The following is a 22,887-nucleotide window of genomic DNA, read 5'->3' as shown; positions in this document are numbered from 1 at the left end:
CGATCATGACCGGGACACATCCGACGACGGTGACGACATGACACGGACAGTAATCGCACAGGGGACGTTCGACGTTCTCCACCCCGGCCACGTACACTACCTCGAGCAGGCCGCGTCGATGGGCGACGAACTCTACGTCATCGTCGCCCGCAAGAGCAACGTCGACCACAAGGAGACGCCGATCTGCGCCGCGAGACAGCGCCGCGACGTCGTCGCCGCCCTCGAGGCCGTCGACGAGGCGATCCTGGGCCACGAGGAGGACATCTTCGTTCCGATCGAGGAGATCGACCCCGACGTGATCGTCCTCGGTCACGACCAGCACCACGACGAGGCGGCGATCGAGGACGAACTCGAGCGCCGAGGGATCGACTGCGAGATTCGTCGCGCCGAGGGAAGAGAGCCGCGCTACGAGGAGGAACTGCTCTCGACGCGGCTGATCGTCGATCGGATCCTCGAGCAGCGCGGTAACCGGTCGCCCTGATAATGATTGCTGTGACTGGTTGCCCACGCAACCGCAAGACGGGTCGCAGGTGAATCGGTACCGGCTCACAACATACGAGACGGGAAGACGACGCGCCGGCTGCCCTCTTTCGAGTATCGGCACCGTTTCTGAAACGTTAAGAGGTCCCGGCACACACCGGCGAACATGAACGAACTGACCGACGCGATCCTTTCGACCGAGACCGCGCTGCCCGAGGTCACCGGCTGGGCCGTGCTGATCGTGAGCCTGCTTATCACTGTCGTCTGGCTGCTGTACCTCTACCGCTAGGCGTCCGACGTCTCGACCCGTTCGCGGAGCCACGCGGCGGCCGACTCGACGGTCGTCTCGTCCGTCCCCTCGATCGAAAGCCGGACGGAGTCGCCGGGGTAGCTCCCGACGGTCACGTCGAACGTTTCGCGAAGCGTCTGTACCCGCTCGAGGAGTGCACTCTCCGGTTCGTCGGCGACGACGACCTCGCGGTGGCGTGGCTCCCCGGTGAATTCGCTCTCGATCGTCTCGAACATCGCTCTCATCTCTTCTGGCACGCCGGGGAGGACGTAGACGCTCTCGAGTACTGCCCCCGGTGCGACGCCGACCTCGTTGTGTAGCGCCCGCGCGCCGGCTGGGAGCTCCTCCGTTCCGTCCGTCAGGTCGTCGCGCTCGTAGCCGCCGACCTCGGTGAGCCACTCGAGCGCGTCGTCGTGTTCCTCGAGTTCTCGACCAAGCGCGGCGGCGACGCCCTCCATCGTAACGTCGTCGTGGGTGGGACCGAGACCGCCAGTGACGACCACGGCGTCGTACTCGGCGCGGTACTCGTTGACGACGCGGGCGATATCTCGAACGCGATCTGGAACCGTCGTGACGCGTTCGACCGCCACGCCGCGGTCGGTGAGTCGTTCACAGAGCCACGTTGCGTTGGTGTTCGTCGTTCGGCCGGCGAGCAGTTCGTCTCCCACGGTCACGACCGCTACGTCCATACCCGCCGTTCGTTCCGACGGACCAAATGCGTCTCGTCACTGCACCCTGTCATATATGATTTAATGACAGTCATTCTAAGAAAAAACTCAGTTCGATCGTAAGGTTCAATTTTGATAATTGGTGTTGTCTATAGTGATGGCACATGGTGGTTGGACGAAACAGCAGGAACCGGAATCGAGCACGCTGCTCTCGGCGCTCGGGAACAAGTACAGCGCGGAGATTCTCTGTGCTGCGGGGACGCCGAAGTCGGCACAGACGCTGAGCGAGGATATCGAGATTCCGATCGCGACCTGCTACCGACGGATCGAGGAACTCGTCGACGTGGGGCTGCTCGAGTGTGAAGGCCGACAGCTCTCCGACGAGGGGCGACGGACCAACATCTATCGACGGACGCTCGACGAGATCGAAATCGACTTCACCGGCGACCGACCCCAGTTCTCGCGCAAACGGCGTACCGAAGCCAAAAATCGGCTGGAAGAGCAGCGGCAGCGGTAACGTTTCACTTTTGCTCGTCGCGACGGACCGGTCCGTTGCGGCACCGCCCGTCGTTCGCCAATCGACGCGTATCTGACCAACTGATACTACCGGACAACAGTCAGTGACTACTCGATCGCGTCTCGACGGCTGTCGGCAGCGACGACAGCGTCTCGAGTGCGATCGATGTCTGAACCGTGTTGTCCGGCAGTATGAGACGAGCGACACACCCGACAGGTTTCTCGCGAGAGCTATCGGCTGGCCGTCGGTGCCTGCGACGATCTGCAACCGTTAAGTAATCTCGAGAGAATACCTGGGTATGACTAGCCGACCTGGCCAGCCGGATCACGACGCACACACGCGAACGATCGACGACGGACCGATCGGGAGCCATCGCGTCATTCACGTCGGACGAGACAGCCCCATCCGAATCAGTACGGGCCACCGACTTCGCCACCACGACGGAAAGTGTGCCCGTCCACACGGTCACAACTACGAAATCACCGTTTCCGTGGCCGGAAAGCTGACCGACGAGGGCTGGGTCGTCGACAAAGGCGATATTACTAACGTGATCTTCGAGTGGGACCACATGTTCCTCCTCGAGGCGGGCGATCCGCTGATCGACGCCTTCGAGTCCGCGGGCGACGACGACGCGGTCGTCGTCCTCGAGCATCCGCCGACGGCGGAGGTGATGAGCGCCGTCCTGGAGGAGAAACTCGAGGCGGCGCTGCCCGAGACCGTCTCCGAGGTCGCCGTCGAGGTTCGCGAGACGAGCGAACTCTGCGGTGGAGGTCGCTTCTGAGATGCCGGTCTCCGACGCCGTCGACCGGGAGGACGCCACCGATCGCGAGGACGCCCTCCCGATCAACGAACTGTTCACGTCGCTTCAGGGTGAGGGAAAACTCGCCGGCGTTCCGTCCGTCTTCGTCCGCACGAGCGGCTGTAACCTCCGGTGTTGGTTCTGTGACTCCTACCACACCTCCTGGGAGCCGACCCACGCCTGGATGGACCTCGAGTCGATCCTCGCCGAGGTCGAGTCGTCCGACGCGACCCACGTCGTCGTCACCGGCGGCGAGCCCCTGCTCCACGAGACGGTCGTCGACTTGCTCTCCGCGCTCGACGACCGGGGCTACCACGTCACCGTCGAGACGAACGGCACGATCTACCGGGACGCCCCGATCGACCTCGCGTCGATCAGCCCGAAACTCGAGAGCAGCACGCCGACGCCGGAGCGCGATCCGAGAAGCGAGATTTCGGAGGATTCTCCGAACGGTCGACGGCGACCGGAGGGTGCCGTAAACCGGGGCGAGTGGGCCGACCGCCACGAACGCGACCGGATCGACCTCGAGACGCTCGCCCGACTGGTCGAGTCGTTCGACTTCCAGCTCAAGTTCGTCGTGACCGACGCCGACGACGTACCCGAGATCGTAGACCTCCTCGAACGTCTCCGTGCGGTCGCGTCGGAACCGATCCGCGACGAGGACGTCCTGTTGATGCCCGAGGGGGCCACCCGCGAGCGACTCGCGGAGACCCGCTCGCGGGTCGCAGACCTCGCGCTCGAGTACGGCTTCCGGTACACGCCCCGCCTGCACGTCGACCTCTGGAACGACGCCCCAGAAACGTAACGCACGCAACCGATGACTGCCACTTCCCAGACAGCGACCGACGAATCGTCGACGAAACGCGCCGTCGTCCTCCTCTCCGGCGGCATGGACAGCGCCACCGCCGCCTACGAGGCTCGCGAACGCGGGTACGAGATCTACGCGTTGCACACCTCCTACGGCCAGCGTACCGAGGATCGCGAACTCGAGTGTGCCCGCCGGCTCGCCGACGACCTCGACGCGGCCGAGTTCCTGCGAATCGAGACGAGTCACCTCGCCGCGATCGGGGCCTCGAGTCTCACCGACGACGACCTGACCGTCGCCGACGCCGACCTGGAGAGCGACGAGATTCCGTCGTCGTACGTCCCCTTCCGGAACGCGAACCTGCTCGCGATGGCCGTCTCCTACGCCGAAGCGAACGACTGCGACGCGGTCTTCATGGGTGCCCACAGCGAGGATTTCTCGGGATATCCGGACTGCCGTCCGGCGTTCTTCGAGGCTTTCGAGACCGTAGTCGACGTCGGGACGAAACCCGAGACCGAAATCGCGATCGAAGCGCCGTTCGTCGAGTGGTCGAAGACCGACATCGCCGCACGCGGAGTCGAACTCGAGGTGCCGTTCGAACACACCTGGAGCTGTTACCGCGAGAACGAACCGGCCTGTGGCACCTGTGACGCCTGCGCGTTTCGCCTGCAGGCGTTCCAGAACGTCGGCGTCTGCGATCCGATCGAGTACGCCGAGCGCCCGTCGTACGTCGAGGACGCGTAGCCACTCGAGCAGCGGCCGTCGACGACGGCACACGGGACGCGAACTCGAGGACGCGTCTCACTCGTCACTCGTCGGCGGCCCGTCGACGGAGCCACTCGAGGACGAGTGTCCCGCCGGCGACGCTCGCCCCGGCGGTGAATCCCGGGGTGTCGTCGGCCCCGTCGGTCGATTGGCTCTCGACGTCACTGCTCGCCTCGTCTCCGTCGCCTGCGGACGTTTCCTCGTCGTTGCCGCCGGCACCGCCGTCACCCCCGCTTTCGTCTTCGGTCCGAATCGCGAACAGCGCGTCACCGCTGGCGTAGACGGTGTCGCCGACGACAGCGAGCTGGCGCGGCGTCGCGTCGACGTCGACGTGCCACTCGCGGGTTCCGTCCGTTCGGCCGAAGGCGGCCACGCCGGACGCTTCGAGTCCGACGTAGACGGAGTGGTCGTCGACGGCGGTCGAAACGGGCGAACCCGCGCGGTCCGACGGCTGCCAGACGCGGTTTCCAGTCTCCAGATCGTAGCCGGCGACGGTCGTCCGATCCCCCTCTTGGTCGATGACGGCGTACACGCGGTCGTCGCCGAGGACGTCCAGTGAGTGGCTCGGCACCGTCGATCGTTCCGAACCGGTTTCGGCGTCGTAGATCCTCACGGCGTCGGACTTGACGACGGCCACGACGCCGCCAGCGGCGACCGGGTAGCCGGTGAACGTGTTCGATCGCCAGTCGTCGACCCTGTCTCGCCACCGCTCGGCTCCGGTTTCGGCGTCCAGGGCGAACAGCCGGTTGTTACTCACGGCGAACACCGTTCCGTCGGCGACGGCGACGGGCTCTCGCTGGAAGCCATCGCCCCGCGTCCGACCGTCGCCGATCGGCATCGGTTCCGGCTTGAACTGCCATCGCCGCTCGCCACTGCGCGCGTCGAGCGCGTACAGGACCTTGTCCGCGACGACGAACACCCGGCCGTTCGCGACGACGGGTGCCCGATTCGTCTCGTACCCGAGGTCGCTGGCTTGCCAGCGTCGGTCCCCTGTCGCGGCGTCGAGCGCGGTGAGGTCCGGGTCCCGTCCCCTGGTGGTGACGTAGACGGTGTCGTGTGCGACCGCCGGCGGTCCCATGACTTCCACCTGTTCCGCACCGTCCGCCGTCGTGATCGCGGTTTCCCACTCGAGTGATCCGCCGATCGCGTCGATCGCGTGCACCCGTCCGTCGGCGGCGAGGTAGACCGTCCCGTCGACGACGGCGAACGATCCGCCGTGGTCGTACTCCCAGGCGACGGCAGCCGGCGACGTCGGCCCCGTCGCGTTCGGAGCGAATCCCGTGTTTCCGGCGTCGCCGCGAATCGACGACCAGCCGCTGGAGTCGTCGGTTGTCGCCGACTCGTCGTCTGCCGATCCGTCTGCCGTTACCGTCGTCACACCCATCCCGATCGCCACCGAGAGTCCAGCGTACCGCACCACGTCTCGTCTCGTCTGCTCGCTCATAGTCTACCCGAAGGCAGCCACCGGTCAGGGTTACTTATCCGCCCGGTAGTACCGTCCCGACTCGGAAACGCAGGACGTCGAACGGTTTCCGCAGCGAAATGGTTGCAGCGTCGACGGATTCGAACCCGATCTGGCGGCTACCACGTCCACTCGAGTCTATACGTCGCTGTGTCGCTCGCGCTCGATCGTCGTCACGTAGATCCCCGCGAGGACGATCAACCCGCCGACGACCGTGATCGCGTCGGGCACCTCGGCGAGCAACAGGAACGCAAGCACCGTCGATCCGACGGGTTCGCCCAGCCAGGCGACGCTCACCACGACCGACTCGAGGTACTCGAGCACCCAGTTGACGACGGTGTGGCCGAAGACGCCGGGGCCGACGGCCATCCCGAGAAAGAGCAGCCACTCGCGGGCGGGGTAGGCGACGTAGGCGTGTCCCTGCGCGCCGACGAACGCGAGGAGTGTGAGCGCGCAGGCGGTGTAGACGACGGTGACGTACGGAAACAGCGAGACGCGCTGGCGGATCGACCGACCGGCCAGGACGTAGCCGGCGACGGTGACGGCACCGACCAGCGCCAGGCTGTTACCGTACAGCGTCGCGTCCGAGATCGGCGCTTTGCCTGCGTCGCCGAACGACATCGCCGCAGCCCCGACGATCGCGACTGCGATCCCGACGATCGTCTCGCGGCTCACCCGCTCGCCGAGGACGAGTCCCGCGCCCATCGCGACGAAGATCGGCTGGGTCTGGACGAGCGTTACGCTCGCTGCGACGCTCGTGTGATTCAAACTCTCGAACCAGGCCGCAAAGTGGACGGCGAGTGCCACACCCGCGACGACCGCGAACCCGAGGTCTCGACTCGAGAGGCGACCGAACTCCTCGCGGTGACGAACGATCGCGATCGGCGCGACGAGCAGCGTCGTAAACAGCACTCGATAGAAGGCCGCGACCGAACTCGGTGCTGCGCTCCAGCGGACGAGAATCGCACTCGTACTCGCTGCGAACACCGCGAAAGCGAGCGCGATCGCCGGCGTCACCTCGTAGTCCCTGTGCACGTTCACGTCGTGACGTCGCAGAGTCGGCCTAAAGCAGTGACGGAATCGACGACGAGGCGTCATCGTTTTGGTCGCGTCACGTCAGCGATGGAGTATGGACGACGACTCGGTCGGCGTCGCCCTCGTGCTCGCGTCGGCGGTCGGCTTCGGGACGCTCGGCGTGCTCGGCAAACTCGCCGCCGACGCGGGGCTCTCGATCCCGACGGTACTCGCGTTTCGCTTCGCGCTGGCGACGGTGATCCTCTGGCCGCTGCTGTGGTTCCGGGGCAGATTCCAGTTACTCACCGGACGGACGCTCGCTGTCGCCGCCGGACTCGGCGGACTCGGTTACGCGACGATGAGCGGGCTGTACTTTCTCGGACTCGAGTACATGACGGCCGGGCTGGCCGCGATCGTTCTCTATACGTATCCGGCCATCGTCGTCTGTTTCGTCGCGGTCGCGAACCCGACCCGGGTGACAAAGACCGTCCTGGTCGCGCTGGCGCTCTCGATCGGCGGGGTCGCGCTCATCACCGGCGCAGACCCGGCCGGCGTCGACCCGCGGGGCGTCGCCGTCGTTCTCGGCGCGGCGCTCGCGTACGCCACCTACATCGTCACGAGTCAGCGCGCGCTCACGTTGACGGCGTTCGTCCTGCCCGCGGCGGCAGTGAGCTTTTTCGGGTTCGGTCTCGGAACGAACACACTCACGGTGCCGGCCGGACCGACAGCGTGGAGCGTCGTCGTCGCGCTCGCCGTACTCGCGACGGTCGTCCCCGTCCTGGCCTTTTTCGCCGGCCTCTCGCGGATCGGCGCGAGTCGGGCGAGCATCGTCAGCACCGCCGAACCGGCCGTCACGGTCGGACTCGGTGCGGTCGTTCTGGGAGAACCGATTTCGACGGTGACGGTCGTCGGCGGGGCGCTCGTCGTCACTGGCGTCGTCCTCGTCCAGCGCGACGGGTCGTGACCGGCCCCGTCACTCGGCGTCGGCGGGCACGTCGAAGTCGTGGAACCGTTCGCCTTTCTCCTTGCTCAGGATGTCGAGCGCCGCCGCGCCGCCGTCGCCCGCGGAGATGATCGCCTGCCACTTCTCGGCCCGTGCCGTTGCGCCGACTGCGTAGGCGTCGTCGACGCTCGTCTCCATGTCGATGTCGACGTCGATCGGACCCTCGTCGGTCGTTTCACAGCCCAGGTCTTCGGCGAGGTCGCGATTCGTCCCCGTCGCGAAGACGACGTAGTCCGCGTCGTACTCGTCCTCGTCCGTCGTCACCCGGAACCCGTCGCCGTCTCCCTCGACGCCCGCCACCTGCTCGTCCTGGCGACGGTCGACGCCGTACTCGTCGACCTGGTCGCGGGCGTCTTCCATAAACTGCGACCCGTCCTCGCTCTCGATGCCGAGGTAGTTGAACAGGTGTGCCTTGTGCATCCACGTCTCGTCGGTGTCGAAGACGGTCGTCTCGAGGCCGTTTTTCGCGGTGAACAGTCCGGCACTGAGCCCGGCGGGTCCACCGCCCACGATGACTACGCGTGTCATGTCATTGCATATACGACCCGGGAGAATAAATCTGGGCCCGAGTCTCATAATGGTGGCTGTGACTGATTGCCGACGCAACCGCACGATGGTTCGCGGTTGCGGCGGTACAGACTCACAGCCATCGTTATCAGTCGCTGGTCGCGTTGCCGAGACGCGTCGACTCGAGTGCCAAGCGTCTAGGCCTCGTCTTCGTCGTTCCCGTCGTCCTCGAGGAACCGCCCTCTGTACATCTCGGCGGTGTCGCGGTCGAAGTCCTCGAGCCGTACGATGTCGTCTTCGGTGAGGTCGTCGTACTCGTCGACGTACGCGACCGCGTCGTCGCGGTCGGTGAACGGTGCGGGATTTCGCATCATCGGATCGTCGATCCGGTCCGGATCGGTCTCGAGGACGTAGTACGCCTCGGTGCCGTCGACGAGTTCTCTCGTCTCGAAGTCGGTCGCCCAGACGCCGGCGATCTCCGAGTCCGGGGCGTCGAACTCGTCGGGAACGGCGTAGTACGTGGACATACAGCCGGACGTACAGAAGTACGCCCGGTCTTCGTTCTCGTGGACGAGCTGTGCGTTCCAGTCCGGATACTCCGCGGCGATCATGTTACAGACCGCACACTCCTCGTCGTCGGGAAACTCCGTCGGCTCGAAGGTCTGTTCGGCGTCGCCGTCGTCGCCATTGTCTCCGTCGTCGCCGTCGTCACCGTTCTCACCGTTCTCGTCGTCTTCCCCGCCGCCGAGACAGCCGGCGACGCCGATGGCTGCACTGGCACCGATCGCACCAAGTACCCGCCGTCTATCGACTAGAGTCTCCATCTCAGATGACATGTGAAAGAGTACACCCGCAGCCAGCAAAATACGTCTGGTCTACCCGTCGAATGTCTTCGACGATTGCGCTACTGAGGAGTGTCGGTGACGTCCCGACCGCTCGCCGACGGCGTCGCCACACTCGAGTCGCGGTCACCCTCGCTGTAGCACGCAGGTCCGTGAAAACGACGCAGAGAGACGACTCGCTTCTAGCGAGACGATTCGACGGTAATCTCGCCGTCGGCAGTGACCGTTACGAGGCAGTCGTTGTACTCGAACGTTACCGATCCCCCAGTTCGGAGTCCGTTCGCTCGCGGTTCGAAAAGCCGCTCGAGCGCGTCGGCGTTGATCGCGTAGTGAAGCGGTTCGAGTTCGGTCACGTCTGTACCGGAGAAAGCGGCGACTGCATCGGCGATAGCGACGCTCAACGGTTCGTCGTCGAGCCGATCGTACTGTACAGTGTATCGTTCGTCCGTCGACGGCCGCGATGATCCTGTCGTCATCTCAGTCATGGTTGTACGTTCCCCAAGACCTCCCAAGGGACGTTACTACCCGTTCACGATTCGAGATAAAGAGGCTAATCACTAATTCTATAACGCCGTTCGAGATGAGCGGTTAAAATATTAACCTCCGCTAGCGATCCGGTCCTGGTCGAACAGCGCCGAGAAGATTTTTCGCTGAACAGTCCGGACGTGGTTGTGAAATGCCGGCGGGGAAATCTCGAGTGAGTCTGCGAGTTCTTCGCCCGTACTTCGCCGGGGCCACTCGAAGAATCCGCCGTGGTAGGCAGCCTGGACGACCTCGCGCTGGCGGTCGGTCAGTTCGTCCAGCAGCGTGTTTCGGCTGGGGCGATGTAACGTGCCGTTCTCGCCATCGGTTCGCTCGCGTCGGGCGAGCAGGGAGACGGAACAGCCACGGCGGTTGATCCATGTGAGAACCTCGCGAACGTCGACCGACCGGGGGACGTCGATCGTCGCACGGACGCCGTCTTCGTCGGCCGTGAGTTTCCGTAACGTCCCGCCGTGATTCTCGACGATCGATCCCAGGAACGGTTCCGTAAACCGGACGCGGAGTAACGTCGCCTCGTCCCCTCGATCGATGACCGTCGCGTCGTCGAAGATCTCGATATCTTCGACTTCGTCCGCCTCGAGGGCCGTCTCGACCGCCACGAAAATGATTGCCGACTCCTCGGCTCGTGGAACGATGCCCTCGAGGGAGACGGCGGCACCGAGTCGCTCCGACAGCGCCCCAAGCGGCGAGTCGCCCGTGATCTCGAGTTCGATCTCGGTCACCTCGTCGCTCATCAGCGCGTTCTTTCGCTGGACGGCGTCGATCGTGTAGCCGATGGTCTCCCCGAGTTCGGCGAGCGTCGACTCGATCGCGTCGTCGAAGCCCTCGCGGCTGTCGGCGTACACCGAGAGGATACCGTAGAGGAAGTCGTCGTAGACGAGCGGAACCGAGACGACGGACTGGAGGTTTCGCGATAGCGCTTCGGCCTGCCAGGCACCGCTTCGCATCGACTCGGCGACGTTGTCGACGGTCGTCAACGAGCGCGTCTTCGCAGCCCGCCCCGCCGGTTCGGCGTCGTCGTCGTCGACGGCCGTCACCGTGACGGCCTCGAGGTACTCGCGTCCCGGTCCGGCCGCCGCTCGCGGCACGAGGCGGTTGCCACCGGGATCCGGCTCGCCGATCCAGGCGAACGCCCACTCGTTGGTCTCGACGAGTCGCTCGCATACACCCTGTTCGATCTCTGCTCTGGTGTCGGCACGGAGCAGCAGCTCCTCGACGTCTTCTCTGATCCGTCCCGCACGGTTCAGTTGCTCGAGGCGGGCGTTCTGGCGCTCGAGTTCGCGTTCGCGATCGTGAAGGCGTCTGGTGCGTCCGATGCGGTCGAGTGCAGCCTCGGTTGTCGCGCCGAGTAACCGAGCGAGATCGAGCGTGTCCTCGTCGTACGTTCCGATTTCGTCCGAGAGCGCGGCGATGACGCCGTGCTCGCCGAGAGGGACGAAGAGCCCGCTGCGAGCGGTCTTGACGCCGCCGTAGACCGTCTGTGACTCTCTGATGTCGTCGAATACCTGCGACGTCCCCTGGACGAACGTCTCCCACGCGATGCTCTCGCCCGGTTCGAGGCGAGGCGGCGATCGAATCGATTTGACGAACTCCGTCGAGTAGGCTGCCGGGACGAGTTCGTTCTCTCGCTCGTCGAACCGGTAGACGACGACAGCCTCGAGTCCGAGCGCATCGGCTGCAGTGTCGACGACGTACTCGTAGGCGGCCTGCTTCGACTCGACGGTCAGCAGGTTCTTCGTCGCCTCCTGTAACGCGCCGAGTGCCTGCTCGTACTGGACGCGTTCGGTCACGTCGACGCCGACACCAATGACGCGCTCGAGGGTCCCGTCGCGGACGATGGGCCGGTACCAGGTCTCGAAGATTCGGCCCTCGATGGTGCGACGGGAGTGGACCGGTTCCCCGTCGAGCGCCCGTCTGGCGTCCTCACAGACCAGCGGGTAGTCCGTGTAGGCGTCGAACACCGACTCGCCGACGACTTCGCCCGGTTCGAGGCCGAGGTGCTCGAGACTGCGCCCCTCCGAGAGCGTAAACTCGCCGGTCGAATCGAGCGCGTACAGGATGACTGGAACGTTCTCGACGAGCATTTCGAGCCGTTCCGTTCGTTCGATGACCTCCTGTTCGCGTTCGATCCGTTCGGAGATGTCCCTGAAGTAGACCGAGAGTCCCGACGGCGAGGGATACATCCGCGCCTCGATCCAGGTTTCGTACGGTTCGTAACAGGCTTCGACAGTCTGGGGCTCCTGGGACTCGATGGCGTCGATAGCCGCCTGCTCGAGTTCTGTTCCTTCGGCGTCGGGGAACATCTCGAGGAAGCCACGACCGAGCAGTTCCGACTCCTCGTACTCGAGGATCGACTCCGCGCGTTCGTTGACGTACGTAAATCGTCTCTCGGCGTCGAGGGCGAAGAAGGCGTCTGTGACCCGTTCGAACGACTCGCTGAGTTCGCGTTCGACGCGTCGATGTTCAGTGACGTTCCGGACCGAGACGACGATTCCGTCGACGACCGGATCCCCGAGCCGGTTCGTGAGGATCGCTTCGTGGACGTGTGGAGTTCCGTCAGCGTACCGGGCCGTATACTCACAGGACGCCGTCGCGCCCGGCCCGTTCTCGAGGACCGTCTCGAACGCCGAGACGTACGCGTCGAGATCGTCGGGCTGGACGACGTCGTCGACGCGACTACCGACCAGTTCGTCCTGGCTGTAGCCGGTGATCCGTTCGACGGCCGGGCTGACGTACTCCCGGCGGCGCTGTTCGTCGAGGACCATCAGGATCGTCGACGACCGTTCGATCAGCGTCCGGTACCACGACTCCCGTTCGTCGAGTTTCCGGCGCGCGTTCGACAGCTGGGCTACCTGCCGTAATCGGTGGCGAACCAGCGCGTCGTCGGCGGCGTCGCGACGTGTCAGGACGTCGTCAACGCCGTCCGAGAGTAACCTGTCGGCGTCGCTCGAGCCGTCGAGGTCGGTGACGAGGACGACCGGCGTCATCGTCTCGACCGCCGCCGCGTCCGGATCGTCGGTGAGAACGCAGTCGTACTCGGTCGTCGCGTCGGCCGAGAGCGCCGTCGTCACGTCGATCGAGACGTCGTCAGTCGCCACTGCGTCGACCGTCGACTCGAGCCACGACGATCCGGTCGCGAGTACCCGAATCGATCGGGAGACAGTCGACGTCTCGAGACCGCGATTCATACCCAGACTGGGCCGTCGACGAATAAAAAGACCCCGCCGGTTCAATGCGCCGTCGTCGGTGCCGGTCAGCCGACAGCATATTTGTCACTCGAGGACAAATACCACGATATGGTTTCGACGGTCGTCTCGCGGGCGGGACTCGAGATCCCGACGGTCGGGCTGGGCACGTGGCGGATGACCGGCCACACATGTCGTCGCGCGGTCGAGACTGCACTCGAACTGGGCTATCGACACGTCGACACGGCACAGAAGTACGGCAACGAACGCGAGGTCGGGATCGCGATCAGCGCGTCTGACGTCTCGCGAGAGGAACTCTTCCTGACGACGAAGGTGTGGGGGCGAAACGCCCGGTACGACGACGTCCTCGAGTCGACGAAAGCGAGTCTCGATCGACTCGGCGTCGACTACGTCGACCTCCTCCTGGTACACTGGCCGAACCCACTCGTCGACGTCGCGGAGACGATGGCGGCGATGAACGACCTCCACGAGGAGGGACTGGTGCGTGCGATCGGCGTGAGCAACTTCTCGGTCGACCAGCTGCAGAAAGCACAGCGGGCCTCCGACCTGCCGCTGCTGACGAACCAGGTCCAGTTTCACCCCTACGAACCGCAGCGCGAACTGCTTGCGTACTGCCAGGACGAGGAAATCGTCCTCACCGCCTACAGCCCGCTGGCCCACGGCGGGGTGGTCCACGACGACACGCTGACCGAGATCGGCTGGCGATACGGCGTCAGTCCCGCACAGGTGGCGATCCGGTGGGCGATCCAGCACGCTGGCGTAATCGCCATCCCGAAGGCCGCGAGTCGCGAGCACCTGGCGGAGAACGTCGACGTCTTCGACTTCGAACTCACGCGTTCGGAGATGGCGGAGATCACGAACGCCTCGAGCCTCAGGAGTGGCCTCGCCTGGCTTCGGGGTCGTCTCTGAGTGGCGATCAGTAGCCGACGGCGTTTCCGTCCTTTCGCGGCTCGGTCGCGGCGGCGAGTGTCTCGCCCTGACGGCGAACGAGCTGTGCGCCGCCGAACAGCGACGGTGGCAGGACGCGGACGTCGTGGCCCTTGCGGACGAGCGCCGTCTGGTTCGAGAGGCGTTCTTCGACGCCGAGCGTTCCCTCCTCGCGGTACCGCCACCGGGGCGTGTCGAGCGCCTGCTGTGGCGTCATCCCGTAGTCGACGAGGTTCGAGATCACCTGGACGTGGCCCTGTGGCTGCATGTACCCGCCCATGACGCCGAACGCCGCCCAGTCGTCCTCGCCGAGGCGTGCGACGGCCGGGACGAGCGTGTGGAACGGCCGTTTGCCGGGCTCGAGGCTGTTCGGGTGCTCGGGGTCGAGCGAGAACGACGCGCCGCGGTTTTGCAGGGCGATGCCGGTGTCGCCCGCGACCAGGCCGCTGCCGAACCCCGCGAAGCGAGAGTTGATGTACGAGACGAGGTTCCCCTCCGCGTCGCCGACGGTGAGCAAGACGGTGTCGGCGTCCTCGGCGTTCGCGTTCGGCACGCCCACGTCGGGGTCGTCGATCGCCGTCTCGCCGATCGCCGTCGCCCGCTTTCGAGCGTAGGCCTTCGACGCCAGCGGCGGGATCTCCTCGTAGTCGGGGTCGGTGATGTAGCGGTGGCCGTCGACGAACGCGAGTTTCGTCGCCTCCGCGAAGGCGTGGACGCGCTCGGCCGACTCGTAGGGGTGCTCGCCCGCGCCGATCTCCTCGGCGAGGTTCAGCGCCTCGAGTGCGATCAGCCCCTGGTTGTTCGGCGGCAGTTCGTAGATCTCCGCACCGTTGTAGGTCGTCGACACGGGATCGAGGAACTCGGGTTCGAACGCGGCGAGGTCGTCGACGGTCATGAACCCGCCTGCCTCCTGAACCTCCGTGGCGATGGCCTCGGCGACCTCGCCCTCGTAGACGACGTCGGCACCCTCCTCGGCGATCGTCTGCATCGTCTCGCCGAGGCGGGGCAGCGCCACGGTCTGGCCGGGTTCGGGTGCCGCGTCGTCGACGAGGTACGCCTCGCGGGCGTGCTCGTCGGTGAACAGTTCCGGCGCGCTCTGCCAGTAGTGGGCGATGACCTCGGAGACGGGGTAGCCCTCGGTCGCGTAGTGGATCGCCGGCTCGAGGACGTCGCCGAGCGACAGCCGACCGAGTTCTTCGACCGTCGCCTCCCAGCCGCGGGCCGTCCCGGGGACCGTCACCGCGTGCGGGCCGAGGAAGGGCATCTCGAGGTCGTCGCCGCCCGCGGTGTCGTCGACGGCGTACCCTCGAGACTCGGGGTAGTACGCCGAGACGTCGTCGGTCTCTTCGAGCGCCTGCCGGACGTTCTCGATCGTCGCATCGGCTGGCGCGCCGCCACAGGAGCGCATCGCGCCGACCTCGCCGTCGGCGGTGCGGTACAGCGCGAAGACGTCGCCGCCCAGCCCCGTCGACGTCGGCTCGACGACGTTGAGCGCGGCGGCGGTGGCGACCGCGGCGTCGAAGGCGTTGCCGCCGTCCCGGAGGATCGACAGCCCCGCCTCGGCGGCGAGTGGCTGGCTCGTCGCGACCATCCCCCGGTTCGCGTAGACGGTCGACCGCCTCGAGTCGAATCGGTCCAGATCGATGTCCATGCCGTCCTCTCTCGACCGGAGCGCCTAAAGCGCGGTCGTCCCGGCAGTCTGTGCGGTTCGTGTCCCAGTGCTTGACTCGTCTTCCTCGCGGACCGACGTCAACTGTCTCCGGCCGACACCTCAAATACGAGGGCGGTGAGAGACCCCGTATGTGGCGCAAGATCGCAGCTGGAACCGTCGGCGTCGTCGCCGCCGGTGTCGGCGTCGTCCTTGTCAACCGGCGTCACCTCGAGCGGGCCACCGCCAACCTCGTCGCCGATCTCCTCGCAAACGCCGACGTCGAGACCGACCGCGTCTTCCGGCGGGACGACCTCGAGGACCTTCCCGCGCCCGTCCGGCGGTACCTCGACGGCGCGCTCGAGGAGGGCCAGCCCTGCGTTCGAACGGTTCGCACCGAACAACGCGGCGCGTTCCGCCCGGGTGACGCGACGACGCCGTGGAAGCCCCTCGAGGCGACCCAGCACTTCACGGTCTCGCCGCCGGGATTCGTCTGGGACGCCGAGATCGCGTTCGCGCCGCTTGTTTCCGCCCGCGTCGTGGACGCCTACGAGGGCGGCGAGGGGTACCTGCGTGCGAAACTCCTCTCGACCGTCACCGTCGCCGACGTAGAGCCGAGCCCGGAGATGAACGCCGGGGAGTTGCTGCGGTATCTCGCCGAGGCCGTCTGGTTCCCGACGGCGTTGCTGCCGGGCGAGGGCGTCGAGTGGGAACCGATCGACGACCGCTCGGCCAGGGCGACGCTGACCAACGAGGGGACGACCGCCTCGCTCGTCTTTCACTTCACCGACGACGACGAGGTCGATCGCGTCGTCGCCGACCGCCGCTATCGCCAGGAAGACGACGCGTACGCGCCGTGGACGGGCTACTTCGCCGACTATCGGGTCAGAAACGGCATGCTCGTGCCGACCGAGGCCGAGGTCGAGTGGAACCTGCCCGACGGCGACTTGCCCTACTGGCGAGCCCGGATCGTCGAGATCGACCACCGGCCGAGACGTTGAGTCGGACCCGGATTCGGCGGCCATCGGAATCGAAGCGTCCACCGCGTCTGACACCACGCGAATCGTATCAGAATCTCGAGTGTCCGTGAAATCGTCGAAATCCGTTATCCCCTCTCTCGACCTGTGTTATTACATGGAAACGAACTGGAAGGCAGTCGTGATCGGATTCGCCGTCGTGATCGTCGTCGGGACGCTCGGCGGCATCGCTATCCCGGTCGTCGGCACCATCGGCGGCGGCGTCGTCGGTGGGCTGGTCGCCGGCTACCTCGCCGGCGGTGGCGTCGGAAACGGGGCCTGGAACGGACTGATCGCCGGTGCCCTCGGCGGTATCGTCGGCGCGGTGGTCCTCGCGCTGTTCGGCGCGCTGGCCGGTGCGGCCGCAGGTCCGCTAGGGAGTCTCGTCGCGGGCATGAGCGTGCTCGTCCTGGGCGTCCTCGTTGCGCTCCTGTACGCGATCCCAAGCGCCGTCGCGGGCGGACTCGGCGGGCTGCTGAAGGGGTCTGCGCGGCGACGGAGCGTCGAACCGAGCGAGCCAGCCGCCCGCTGACGGCCAGCCGTCGTTTTTTCGCTCGGTTCGGTCGCCGCGACTCGAGACGCGGACACTAACTGGGTACTGGTACGACCGGCAGTAACAACGTTCACGTCCGCTCGCGAGAAATCACGACTATGCGCGACGGGCCGCAGCTTCCCGGCGTCACGAGCGAGGACGACGAGGATCGCATCGTCCTCCACGTCGACGCCGACTGCTTCTACGCCTCCTGCGAGCGGCTGCGCGAACCCGCCCTCGAAGGCGAACCCGTCGTCGTCGGGATGGGCTACGAACCGGGCGAGACCGTCGGTGCCGTCGCCACCGCGAGCTACGAAGCCCGCGAGTTCGGTGTCGAGAGCGCACAGGCGATCAGCACGGCACTCGAGCGACTGCCCCGCCGAGCCGACGTGGACGACGATCCAGACCCCACGGCCGCGGAGACGGGCCACTACCGGCCGGTCGACATGGACTACTACGAGTCGATCAGCGAGGACGTCCGGGCGATCCTCCACGAGTGTGCCGACGTCGTCCGCGAGGTGAGCATCGACGAGGCCTACCTCGACGTCACCGACCGGACGGCCTGGGAGGTCGCCGACGGCTTCGCCCGTCACGTCAAAAACCGCATCCGCCGCGAGATCGGCGTCACCGTCAGCGTCGGCGTCGCTCCGACGATGAGCGCGGCGAAGATCGCCAGCGACTTCGACAAGCCCGACGGCCTCACCGTCGTCCAGCCAGGCGAGGTGCGGGAGTTTCTCGCGCCGCTCGAGGTCGACCTGCTTCACGGCGTCGGCCCCGTCACCGCCCGCGAACTCCGGGAGATGGGCCTCGAGACCGCGGGCGACGTCGCCGAGGCCGATCCGGAGCCGCTGGTCGAGCGATTCGGCGAGCGGGGCCGCGAACTGTACGACCGCGCCCGCGGCGAGGACGACCGCCGCGTCGAGCCGAAAGGCGAGCCCAAGAGCTTCTCGCGGGAGTCGGCGTTCGGGTCGCCCGTCGAAGCCCCCGGTCCGAAACGCGAGGGGATCGAGACGCTCGCCGCCGCCGTCGCGGATCGGGCACGTCGCGAGGGTGCGCTGTACCGAACCGTCGGAGTGAAAGCCGTTACGCCGCCGTACGACGTCCACACGCGCGAGCAGTCGCTCCCGGGTCCCGTCGACGACCCCGACCTCGTCGAGGAGATCGCCCTCGAACTATTCGAGGAGTTCCTCGAACGGCGCGTGCGGAAACTCGGTGTCCGGGTCGCGAACCTCGAGTTCGCTGCTGGCGACCAGACCAGCCTCGACGGCTGGTCGTCGGCCGATCACGATCGCGCTCGCGACGAGCAGTCGACCGGCGACCGGCCGACGAGTTCCAGTCCACCGGAGCGATCCTGCGGCCAGACGTCGCTCGGCGACTTCGGGTGACGTCGACTCGACTCGAGGTGCCCGCACTGGCCAAAATAGTCAACTATCTCGAGAATCGATCAGTCGAAGACGAAGAGAGAATGGAACACTGTAATTATAATACTGCTGTTCATACTCGGGAATAGAGGACTTTCCACACGATCTCCTATGACAGAGGACTTCTACGACCTTCTCGACGTACCCCGGGACGCCTCACAGGACGAGATCAAAGAGGCGTTTCGCGAGCAGGTCAGGATCTACCACCCCGATCTGAACGACGACGACCGCGCGCAAGCCCAGTTTACGGCGCTCAAGAAGGCCTACGACATCCTCGGAGATCCGGTCGAGCGGCGGGCGTACGACCGCCTCGGTCACAAAGACTACGTGGCAAAACGGACCAGCGGCATCCCGTCGCCCGACGTCTGGCAGCGCACGTCCGACGGCGACGACACGACGTCGTCGACCGACGACTCGACGGGCAGCGAGACGGGCCAGTCGACGCGAACGGCCACTGCCGGCGGGTCGACGGGCACCTCGAGTCGTACTGGCGGGTCGAGCACGTCTCGAACCTCGCGTACGAGAACCGGATCGACGGCCGGATCGACGACGAGCGGCGCGACGACGGCGAACGCGACCGGAACGGCGAGCTCGACCGGCGCGACGGCCAGTTCCAGCAGTAGCACGACGAACCGCCGCGACGCGAAGACCGGTTCCGCGACGAGTGCCTCGAGCGGCCAGTCCGCCCGCTCGAGCGAGAGCAGCGCCGCTGGCAACGCGTTCGTCCAGTGGTGGCACGACCAGAACTTCGCGTGGCCGCTGATCTGGACGGCAGCGACGATCTACGCGATCGGCCTCGCTCACTTCGGACTCGAGAACGCGGTCGCGATCCGCTCGCTCGGTGCCGAACTCGCCGCCGTCGGCGCAGATCCGGCGGAGCTCTGGGCCGTCCTCACGAGTAGCCGCCACGGAATCGACACGACGGTCGGCTTCGTCGCCGCCGTCGAACCCGTCGCGCCGCCACTCGAACCCATGCAGTGGTACGGCGCGCTCGCCGGCGTCGTCGCGCTCGCGTTCCTGCTGGTCGTCGGCGTGCGCGTCGGCTGGCGACGGGATACGTGGGGCCCGATCTCGATCGACGAGACGATCGTCGTCGCGCTCGCGCTCGGCGTCTCGACGGTCCTGATCGGTGGCCCGTTGCTCGCGGGGGCAGTCCTCATGCCGCTTCTGTTCGGCGTGATCGTCTACCGGACCCACCAGTTACCCGGCTGGTCGCCGTCGTACCTCTACGTTCTCGTCGTCCTCGCACCGGGGGCCGCACTCGCCGCCGGCGTCGCGGGCGTCACGTCGCTCGCGGGCGACGTGTTCGCGTTCGGTCTGCTCGGGCTCGCGGGCGCGTTCGGCCTGCCGCTTCGTGCGACCGTTCGAAAACGGTTCGGTCGCTAACCGACGAGCGTCGCCACGCCCTTCGTCTGCCGATAGTCCGACGCGAGAATCGACTCGAGCGTCGAGACGATCGTCTCTTGGTCGCCTCCGTCCCACTCGATCGGATCGCGAATGGGAACGACCATGAACCCACGGCCGCGGATCTCGCAGGCGTGGAGGTCGGCCATATCGAGGTCGAACCGGCGTCGCTGGGTGGTGTACTCCGTGAGAACGTGGTCGGTCGCGCGCTCGCCGACCGGCAGCAGGATGTGCGCGTTGATCGCCCGGAGTTCGGCGTCGAAAAAGCGCTCGAGGTCGGCGTACGCCTCGTCAGTCGGCTCCGAGCCGACGCACATGTAGAGGTAGCTCTCGAAGAGATTCTCGAGAGCCGGCTGCTCTCGTGGACCACTCGCGAACCCGAGGTCGAACGCGAGTTCCTGGATGGCCTCGCCTGCTGGCGTTTCGGTAAACGGCACGCCGGTCGTCTCGCCGCCGTGGACGCCGGGACGGTCGCCGATCAGGTGGAAGTCGGCGTTCGCGTCGCCGTAGCCGAAGACGGCCGACGAACTCTCGGCGTCACGGCCGTCGCACGGAGGGCGCATTCCGAACGGGTTGCTCGTCCTGTCCGTGACGTTCTTCACGGCCTGGGATAGGCCAGGTGAACGGATAACGGCCACGATTGCGGCGACCAGCGTCCTAATCCGTGGCGTCGGCCTCCGATTGCGGCGAATCGACGAGCAGCGTCGCGTCGATTAGCGACGCCAGCCCCCTGCGGAGTCGCTGTGAGACCGTGGAGTCGGAGATCTCGAGTCGCTCCCCGAGTTCGACGAGCGTCGTCTTCCGTGGAACGTCGAAGTATCCGGCCTCGTAGGCGGCGACGACGATCTCGCGCTGGGGCCTCGTCAGCCCGAACCGGTGGTCGGCGTCCGGTCCGACCGCTTCGTGAAGCTGGACGAGTTCGACCGGGACGTCGTTATCGAGACATGCCGTGTAAAACGTCGAGAGTTCCTCGTAGGACGGAAATCGGAGTCGGAACGTCCACCGCTCCGCCGTCCCGACGGCGGCGGTCACGATCGCGTCCGTCTGCTGGACCGACGTGAGCACGCCGTTCGTGTGACCGTCCCACTCGAGGCGGACGAGCGCGTAGCCGTCGACCTCGTCGACGACCGACACCGTGGTAATGCTCCGCCGATCGCGCAACACCTCGAGCAGGGCCCGCTCGAGGTGGGCTGGCACCCAGAGGTACGGAACGACGTCCTCGCCGGTCGGGACCATCGTCTCGACGGTCAACTCGACGTCTTGCTCCGGGTTCAGTGGCGCGTCTAGCAGAAACTCCTCGGCGGGAATCTCGACGCTCGCGATGACGCTCATGCTGGCCGTATCGCCTCCGTCGAGGTGATACGTCTACGCTCGAGACACTTGTGGTATCCGCTCGCACTTTCGGTCGTCCTCGTCACCCGCATAGTAGTACGAAATCTGACTCCATTCAGTTTCACATCGTTTGATATCCGGAAGAAAGGGTCGCTTAGATATCGAAGTCGTTTATATACCAGTCAGCCAGAACGTATTATCTCGACGACCGTGTGACGGATCGTCGGGCGACAGCCCGTGAACGCACGCTACGCCGACTCCGAGAGCGTCTCGTAGCGCTCCTCGAAGCGCGACTGACAGGTCGGACAGCAGAAGTGATACCGTTGCCCATCGAGTTCGGACGAGACGCCGTCGCCGGTGACGGGGTTGCCACACTCGACGCACTCGAGTGCGAGCGTCGCGTCGCCGATCGAGGGCGACCAGCGTCGCTGTTCGATCAACTGGACGCGGTAGGAGTCGACGCGCTCGAGGTCGATCGCCTCGGCGAGCAGCGTCCGGATCCGGTCGGGGCGGGCGGTCGCGACGGCGAGCAGGCGGCCGTCGGCCGTCGCGATGACGTGTTCGACCCAGTCTGCGGCGGCGAGCCGGGAGTCGAGTCCGGTGTTCTCGTCGGGGCGAACGTCGAGGTCGACGAGGACTTCGATCCCGTCGGAGAACGTCGAGCGGTCGAGGTCGACCGTGAACCGCTGGATGACGCCCAGTTCCTGGAGCCGATCGATGCGGTCGGACACCGTCGGCGCCGAACGGCCGACGTGGTCGGCGATGTCGCTGTACGGACGGCGTGCGTCCTCGACGAGCAGCCGAAGAATCTCGAGGTCCGTCTCGTCTAGGGTCGTCATGTGTGAACGCAGGGCTGTCGCCCGTTTACGGCTTTCGCAGTCGCCGTCGGCACGCCGGCGTCATAATGATTGCTGTGACTGGTTGCCGACGCAACCGCAAGCCGGGTCGCGGTTGCGGCGGTAACGACTCGCAGCGATCGTTATCAGCGGCCGAGCGTGTGGAACTCATCGTTCGGTCGCATGTCCGCGAGGTGTGCCATGCGATTCGAGAGGTTGAAAAACGCCGCGACCGCGCCGACGTCCCAGATCTCCTCGCGGCTGAAGCCGTGGGCCTCGAGGCGCTCGAGGTCGTCTTCCTCGACGGTCGCCTGGGCTTCCGTGAGCGTCACGGCGAGGTCGAGCATCGCCCGGTGTCGGTCGCTGATGTCGGCGTTCCGGTAGTTCGAGACGAGCTGGTCGGCGAGGTGCGGATCGTCGCCGTAGAGTCGCAGCAACGCGCCGTGGGCGACGTTGCAGTAGTAACAGTCGTTCGCGCCGGAGACGGCGACGACGATCATCTCGACTTCCTCTCTCGTGAGGTCGGTGTCTTCGACGAGCGCGTCGTAGTACTGGAAGAACGCCCGGAAGTGTGAGGGCCGATACGCGTAGGCCAGGAACACGTTCGGCGTGAACCCGGCGCGTTCGGTCTCCTCTTCGATGCGTTCTCGCACGTCGTCGGGGAGGTCGTCGACGTCCGGGACGGGGAATCGGGTCATCGGGTCTGTGTTACCCATACGGGGACTATCACGCGACGGGACTATAACGTTCGTTGATGTCGTTCTCTCGACGATTCGTCCCCGCTCGAGCGGTCGTTCTCGAAGACGACCCTGCCTGGTGTGGGTGAGCGAAAGACCGACGTCCCGTGTCCGTAAAACTGGCCACGCGTTCG

24 protein-coding genes are annotated in these 22,887 nt (G+C 66.0%); 12 read left to right on the top strand and 12 right to left on the bottom strand.

Translation table 11 applies throughout. The annotated features are described in order from the left end of the window. Positions 1 to 37: 37 nt before the first annotated feature. Both MU558_RS13355 and MU558_RS23190 read left to right on the top strand, forming a co-directional pair. The gene (locus MU558_RS13355) at positions 38 to 481 is read left to right on the top strand and encodes an FAD synthase family protein (protein WP_246966880.1); all 444 of its coding nucleotides are present in this window, start codon (positions 38 to 40) and stop codon (positions 479 to 481) included. 165 nt (positions 482 to 646) lie between these two features. Further along, positions 647 to 769: a hypothetical protein gene (locus MU558_RS23190; protein WP_265781313.1), complete on the top strand. Its 123-nt coding sequence runs from the start codon at positions 647 to 649 to the stop codon at positions 767 to 769. Here the strand turns inward: MU558_RS23190 and MU558_RS13350 are convergent. Next, the gene (locus MU558_RS13350; RefSeq protein WP_246966878.1) at positions 766 to 1,458 is read right to left on the bottom strand and encodes a competence/damage-inducible protein A; all 693 of its coding nucleotides are present in this window, start codon (positions 1,456 to 1,458) and stop codon (positions 766 to 768) included. The two genes, MU558_RS23190 and MU558_RS13350, sit on opposite strands and share 4 nt — an antisense overlap. Before the next feature lie 136 nt (positions 1,459 to 1,594). Here MU558_RS13350 and MU558_RS13345 point away from each other — a divergent pair, with 136 nt between their 5' ends. From MU558_RS13345 to queC, 4 genes are all read left to right on the top strand, one after another. Next, positions 1,595 to 1,954 (top strand): winged helix-turn-helix domain-containing protein, encoded by a 360-nt coding sequence (locus MU558_RS13345; protein ID WP_246966876.1) that lies wholly within the window; start codon positions 1,595 to 1,597, stop codon positions 1,952 to 1,954. Between the two features lie 298 nt (positions 1,955 to 2,252). Then, a complete protein-coding gene (locus MU558_RS13340) occupies positions 2,253 to 2,735 on the top strand; it encodes a 6-pyruvoyl trahydropterin synthase family protein (protein WP_246966874.1) in 483 nt (160 codons plus the stop codon). 1 nt (position 2,736) lies between these two features. Next, positions 2,737 to 3,558, top strand: coding sequence for a 7-carboxy-7-deazaguanine synthase QueE (locus MU558_RS13335; RefSeq protein ID WP_246966872.1), 822 nt, complete (start codon positions 2,737 to 2,739; stop codon positions 3,556 to 3,558). Positions 3,559 to 3,570: 12 nt separating this feature from the next. Next, positions 3,571 to 4,302, top strand: coding sequence for a 7-cyano-7-deazaguanine synthase QueC (gene queC, locus MU558_RS13330; protein WP_246966870.1), 732 nt, complete (start codon positions 3,571 to 3,573; stop codon positions 4,300 to 4,302). Positions 4,303 to 4,366: 64 nt separating this feature from the next. Here the strand turns inward: queC and MU558_RS13325 are convergent, their stop codons facing one another. Together MU558_RS13325 and MU558_RS13320 are read right to left on the bottom strand one after the other, a co-directional pair. Further along, positions 4,367 to 5,767 carry an outer membrane protein assembly factor BamB family protein gene (locus tag MU558_RS13325; RefSeq protein ID WP_246966868.1) on the bottom strand — a complete coding sequence of 467 codons (1,401 nt, stop codon included), beginning with the start codon at positions 5,765 to 5,767 and terminating at the stop codon, positions 4,367 to 4,369. 156 nt (positions 5,768 to 5,923) lie between these two features. Continuing rightward, the gene (locus tag MU558_RS13320) at positions 5,924 to 6,826 is read right to left on the bottom strand and encodes a DMT family transporter (protein ID WP_377070699.1); all 903 of its coding nucleotides are present in this window, start codon (positions 6,824 to 6,826) and stop codon (positions 5,924 to 5,926) included. 88 nt (positions 6,827 to 6,914) lie between these two features. Here MU558_RS13320 and MU558_RS13315 point away from each other — a divergent pair, with 88 nt between their 5' ends. Further along, positions 6,915 to 7,763 carry an EamA family transporter gene (locus tag MU558_RS13315; RefSeq protein ID WP_246966859.1) on the top strand — a complete coding sequence of 283 codons (849 nt, stop codon included), beginning with the start codon at positions 6,915 to 6,917 and terminating at the stop codon, positions 7,761 to 7,763. Positions 7,764 to 7,772: 9 nt separating this feature from the next. Here the strand turns inward: MU558_RS13315 and MU558_RS13310 are convergent, their stop codons facing one another. The 4 genes from MU558_RS13310 to MU558_RS13295 all read right to left on the bottom strand — a co-directional run bounded on the left by MU558_RS13310 (position 7,773) and on the right by MU558_RS13295 (position 12,882). After that, positions 7,773 to 8,330, bottom strand: coding sequence for an NAD(P)/FAD-dependent oxidoreductase (locus MU558_RS13310; RefSeq protein WP_246966857.1), 558 nt, complete (start codon positions 8,328 to 8,330; stop codon positions 7,773 to 7,775). A gap of 176 nt (positions 8,331 to 8,506) precedes the next feature. After that, positions 8,507 to 9,145 (bottom strand): nitrous oxide reductase accessory protein NosL, encoded by a 639-nt coding sequence (locus tag MU558_RS13305; protein WP_246966855.1) that lies wholly within the window; start codon positions 9,143 to 9,145, stop codon positions 8,507 to 8,509. 188 nt (positions 9,146 to 9,333) lie between these two features. Then, the gene (gene ddfA / locus MU558_RS13300) at positions 9,334 to 9,636 is read right to left on the bottom strand and encodes a DdfA family disk-determining factor (protein ID WP_246966853.1); all 303 of its coding nucleotides are present in this window, start codon (positions 9,634 to 9,636) and stop codon (positions 9,334 to 9,336) included. Between the two features lie 111 nt (positions 9,637 to 9,747). Further along, on the bottom strand, positions 9,748 to 12,882 hold the full coding sequence (locus MU558_RS13295) for a PAS domain S-box protein (protein ID WP_246966845.1): 3,135 nt from the start codon (positions 12,880 to 12,882) through the stop codon (positions 9,748 to 9,750). A 108-nt stretch (positions 12,883 to 12,990) separates the two neighbouring features. Here MU558_RS13295 and MU558_RS13290 point away from each other — a divergent pair, with 108 nt between their 5' ends. After that, on the top strand, positions 12,991 to 13,809 hold the full coding sequence (locus tag MU558_RS13290; protein WP_246966843.1) for an aldo/keto reductase: 819 nt from the start codon (positions 12,991 to 12,993) through the stop codon (positions 13,807 to 13,809). A gap of 7 nt (positions 13,810 to 13,816) precedes the next feature. Here the strand turns inward: MU558_RS13290 and MU558_RS13285 are convergent, their stop codons facing one another. Next, a complete protein-coding gene (locus MU558_RS13285; protein ID WP_246966841.1) occupies positions 13,817 to 15,478 on the bottom strand; it encodes a gamma-glutamyltransferase family protein in 1,662 nt (553 codons plus the stop codon). 149 nt (positions 15,479 to 15,627) lie between these two features. On the opposite strand from MU558_RS13285, the gene MU558_RS13280 reads away from it, so the two are divergent. The 4 genes from MU558_RS13280 to MU558_RS13265 all read left to right on the top strand — a co-directional run bounded on the left by MU558_RS13280 (position 15,628) and on the right by MU558_RS13265 (position 19,830). Next, positions 15,628 to 16,476 carry a DUF6920 family protein gene (locus MU558_RS13280; protein ID WP_246966839.1) on the top strand — a complete coding sequence of 283 codons (849 nt, stop codon included), beginning with the start codon at positions 15,628 to 15,630 and terminating at the stop codon, positions 16,474 to 16,476. Between the two features lie 133 nt (positions 16,477 to 16,609). Then, positions 16,610 to 17,023, top strand: coding sequence for a DUF5518 domain-containing protein (locus MU558_RS13275; protein ID WP_246966837.1), 414 nt, complete (start codon positions 16,610 to 16,612; stop codon positions 17,021 to 17,023). Between the two features lie 119 nt (positions 17,024 to 17,142). Next, positions 17,143 to 18,408, top strand: coding sequence for a DNA polymerase IV (gene dinB / locus MU558_RS13270; protein ID WP_246966835.1), 1,266 nt, complete (start codon positions 17,143 to 17,145; stop codon positions 18,406 to 18,408). A gap of 147 nt (positions 18,409 to 18,555) precedes the next feature. Further along, complete coding sequence (locus MU558_RS13265) at positions 18,556 to 19,830, top strand: J domain-containing protein (RefSeq protein ID WP_246966831.1); 1,275 nt, start codon at positions 18,556 to 18,558, stop codon at positions 19,828 to 19,830. Here the strand turns inward: MU558_RS13265 and MU558_RS13260 are convergent. The 4 genes from MU558_RS13260 to MU558_RS13245 all read right to left on the bottom strand — a co-directional run bounded on the left by MU558_RS13260 (position 19,827) and on the right by MU558_RS13245 (position 22,732). Next, positions 19,827 to 20,450 carry a uracil-DNA glycosylase family protein gene (locus tag MU558_RS13260; protein WP_246966829.1) on the bottom strand — a complete coding sequence of 208 codons (624 nt, stop codon included), beginning with the start codon at positions 20,448 to 20,450 and terminating at the stop codon, positions 19,827 to 19,829. The genes MU558_RS13265 and MU558_RS13260 overlap by 4 nt on opposite strands. A gap of 55 nt (positions 20,451 to 20,505) precedes the next feature. Further along, a complete protein-coding gene (locus MU558_RS13255; protein WP_246966827.1) occupies positions 20,506 to 21,180 on the bottom strand; it encodes a helix-turn-helix domain-containing protein in 675 nt (224 codons plus the stop codon). Between the two features lie 248 nt (positions 21,181 to 21,428). Continuing rightward, positions 21,429 to 22,019: an AsnC family transcriptional regulator gene (locus tag MU558_RS13250; protein WP_246966823.1), complete on the bottom strand. Its 591-nt coding sequence runs from the start codon at positions 22,017 to 22,019 to the stop codon at positions 21,429 to 21,431. 143 nt (positions 22,020 to 22,162) lie between these two features. Further along, positions 22,163 to 22,732: a peroxidase-related enzyme gene (locus tag MU558_RS13245; RefSeq protein WP_246966821.1), complete on the bottom strand. Its 570-nt coding sequence runs from the start codon at positions 22,730 to 22,732 to the stop codon at positions 22,163 to 22,165. Between the last annotated feature and the right edge of the window lie 155 nt (positions 22,733 to 22,887).

The sequence above is a fragment of the Natribaculum luteum genome, from assembly GCF_023008545.1.
Classification (GTDB): domain Archaea; phylum Halobacteriota; class Halobacteria; order Halobacteriales; family Natrialbaceae; genus Natribaculum; species Natribaculum luteum.
The sequence above is the reverse complement of the archived record's forward strand: the minus strand, read 5'-3'. Positions and strand labels throughout refer to the sequence as shown.

Excerpts from the sequence above, each read along its gene's own strand:
- MU558_RS13325 (WP_246966868.1), bottom strand. The coding sequence starts at position 5,767 with ATGAGCGAGCAGACGAGACGAGACGTGGTGCGGTACGCTGGACTCTCG.
- MU558_RS13290 (WP_246966843.1), top strand. The coding sequence starts at position 12,991 with ATGGTTTCGACGGTCGTCTCGCGGGCGGGACTCGAGATCCCGACGGTC.
- MU558_RS13355 (WP_246966880.1), top strand. The coding sequence starts at position 38 with ATGACACGGACAGTAATCGCACAGGGGACGTTCGACGTTCTCCACCCC.
- MU558_RS13340 (WP_246966874.1), top strand. The coding sequence starts at position 2,253 with ATGACTAGCCGACCTGGCCAGCCGGATCACGACGCACACACGCGAACG.
- MU558_RS13350 (WP_246966878.1), bottom strand. The coding sequence starts at position 1,458 with ATGGACGTAGCGGTCGTGACCGTGGGAGACGAACTGCTCGCCGGCCGA.
- dinB (WP_246966835.1), top strand. The coding sequence starts at position 17,143 with ATGCGCGACGGGCCGCAGCTTCCCGGCGTCACGAGCGAGGACGACGAG.
- MU558_RS23190 (WP_265781313.1), top strand. The coding sequence starts at position 647 with ATGAACGAACTGACCGACGCGATCCTTTCGACCGAGACCGCGCTGCCC.
- MU558_RS13310 (WP_246966857.1), bottom strand. The coding sequence starts at position 8,330 with ATGACACGCGTAGTCATCGTGGGCGGTGGACCCGCCGGGCTCAGTGCC.
- MU558_RS13345 (WP_246966876.1), top strand. The coding sequence starts at position 1,595 with ATGGCACATGGTGGTTGGACGAAACAGCAGGAACCGGAATCGAGCACG.
- MU558_RS13255 (WP_246966827.1), bottom strand. The coding sequence starts at position 21,180 with ATGAGCGTCATCGCGAGCGTCGAGATTCCCGCCGAGGAGTTTCTGCTA.
- MU558_RS13285 (WP_246966841.1), bottom strand. The coding sequence starts at position 15,478 with ATGGACATCGATCTGGACCGATTCGACTCGAGGCGGTCGACCGTCTAC.
- MU558_RS13295 (WP_246966845.1), bottom strand. The coding sequence starts at position 12,882 with ATGAATCGCGGTCTCGAGACGTCGACTGTCTCCCGATCGATTCGGGTA.
- MU558_RS13275 (WP_246966837.1), top strand. The coding sequence starts at position 16,610 with ATGGAAACGAACTGGAAGGCAGTCGTGATCGGATTCGCCGTCGTGATC.
- MU558_RS13250 (WP_246966823.1), bottom strand. The coding sequence starts at position 22,019 with ATGACGACCCTAGACGAGACGGACCTCGAGATTCTTCGGCTGCTCGTC.
- queC (WP_246966870.1), top strand. The coding sequence starts at position 3,571 with ATGACTGCCACTTCCCAGACAGCGACCGACGAATCGTCGACGAAACGC.
- MU558_RS13335 (WP_246966872.1), top strand. The coding sequence starts at position 2,737 with ATGCCGGTCTCCGACGCCGTCGACCGGGAGGACGCCACCGATCGCGAG.
- MU558_RS13245 (WP_246966821.1), bottom strand. The coding sequence starts at position 22,732 with ATGGGTAACACAGACCCGATGACCCGATTCCCCGTCCCGGACGTCGAC.
- MU558_RS13280 (WP_246966839.1), top strand. The coding sequence starts at position 15,628 with ATGTGGCGCAAGATCGCAGCTGGAACCGTCGGCGTCGTCGCCGCCGGT.
- ddfA (WP_246966853.1), bottom strand. The coding sequence starts at position 9,636 with ATGACTGAGATGACGACAGGATCATCGCGGCCGTCGACGGACGAACGA.
- MU558_RS13315 (WP_246966859.1), top strand. The coding sequence starts at position 6,915 with ATGGACGACGACTCGGTCGGCGTCGCCCTCGTGCTCGCGTCGGCGGTC.
- MU558_RS13305 (WP_246966855.1), bottom strand. The coding sequence starts at position 9,145 with ATGTCATCTGAGATGGAGACTCTAGTCGATAGACGGCGGGTACTTGGT.
- MU558_RS13265 (WP_246966831.1), top strand. The coding sequence starts at position 18,556 with ATGACAGAGGACTTCTACGACCTTCTCGACGTACCCCGGGACGCCTCA.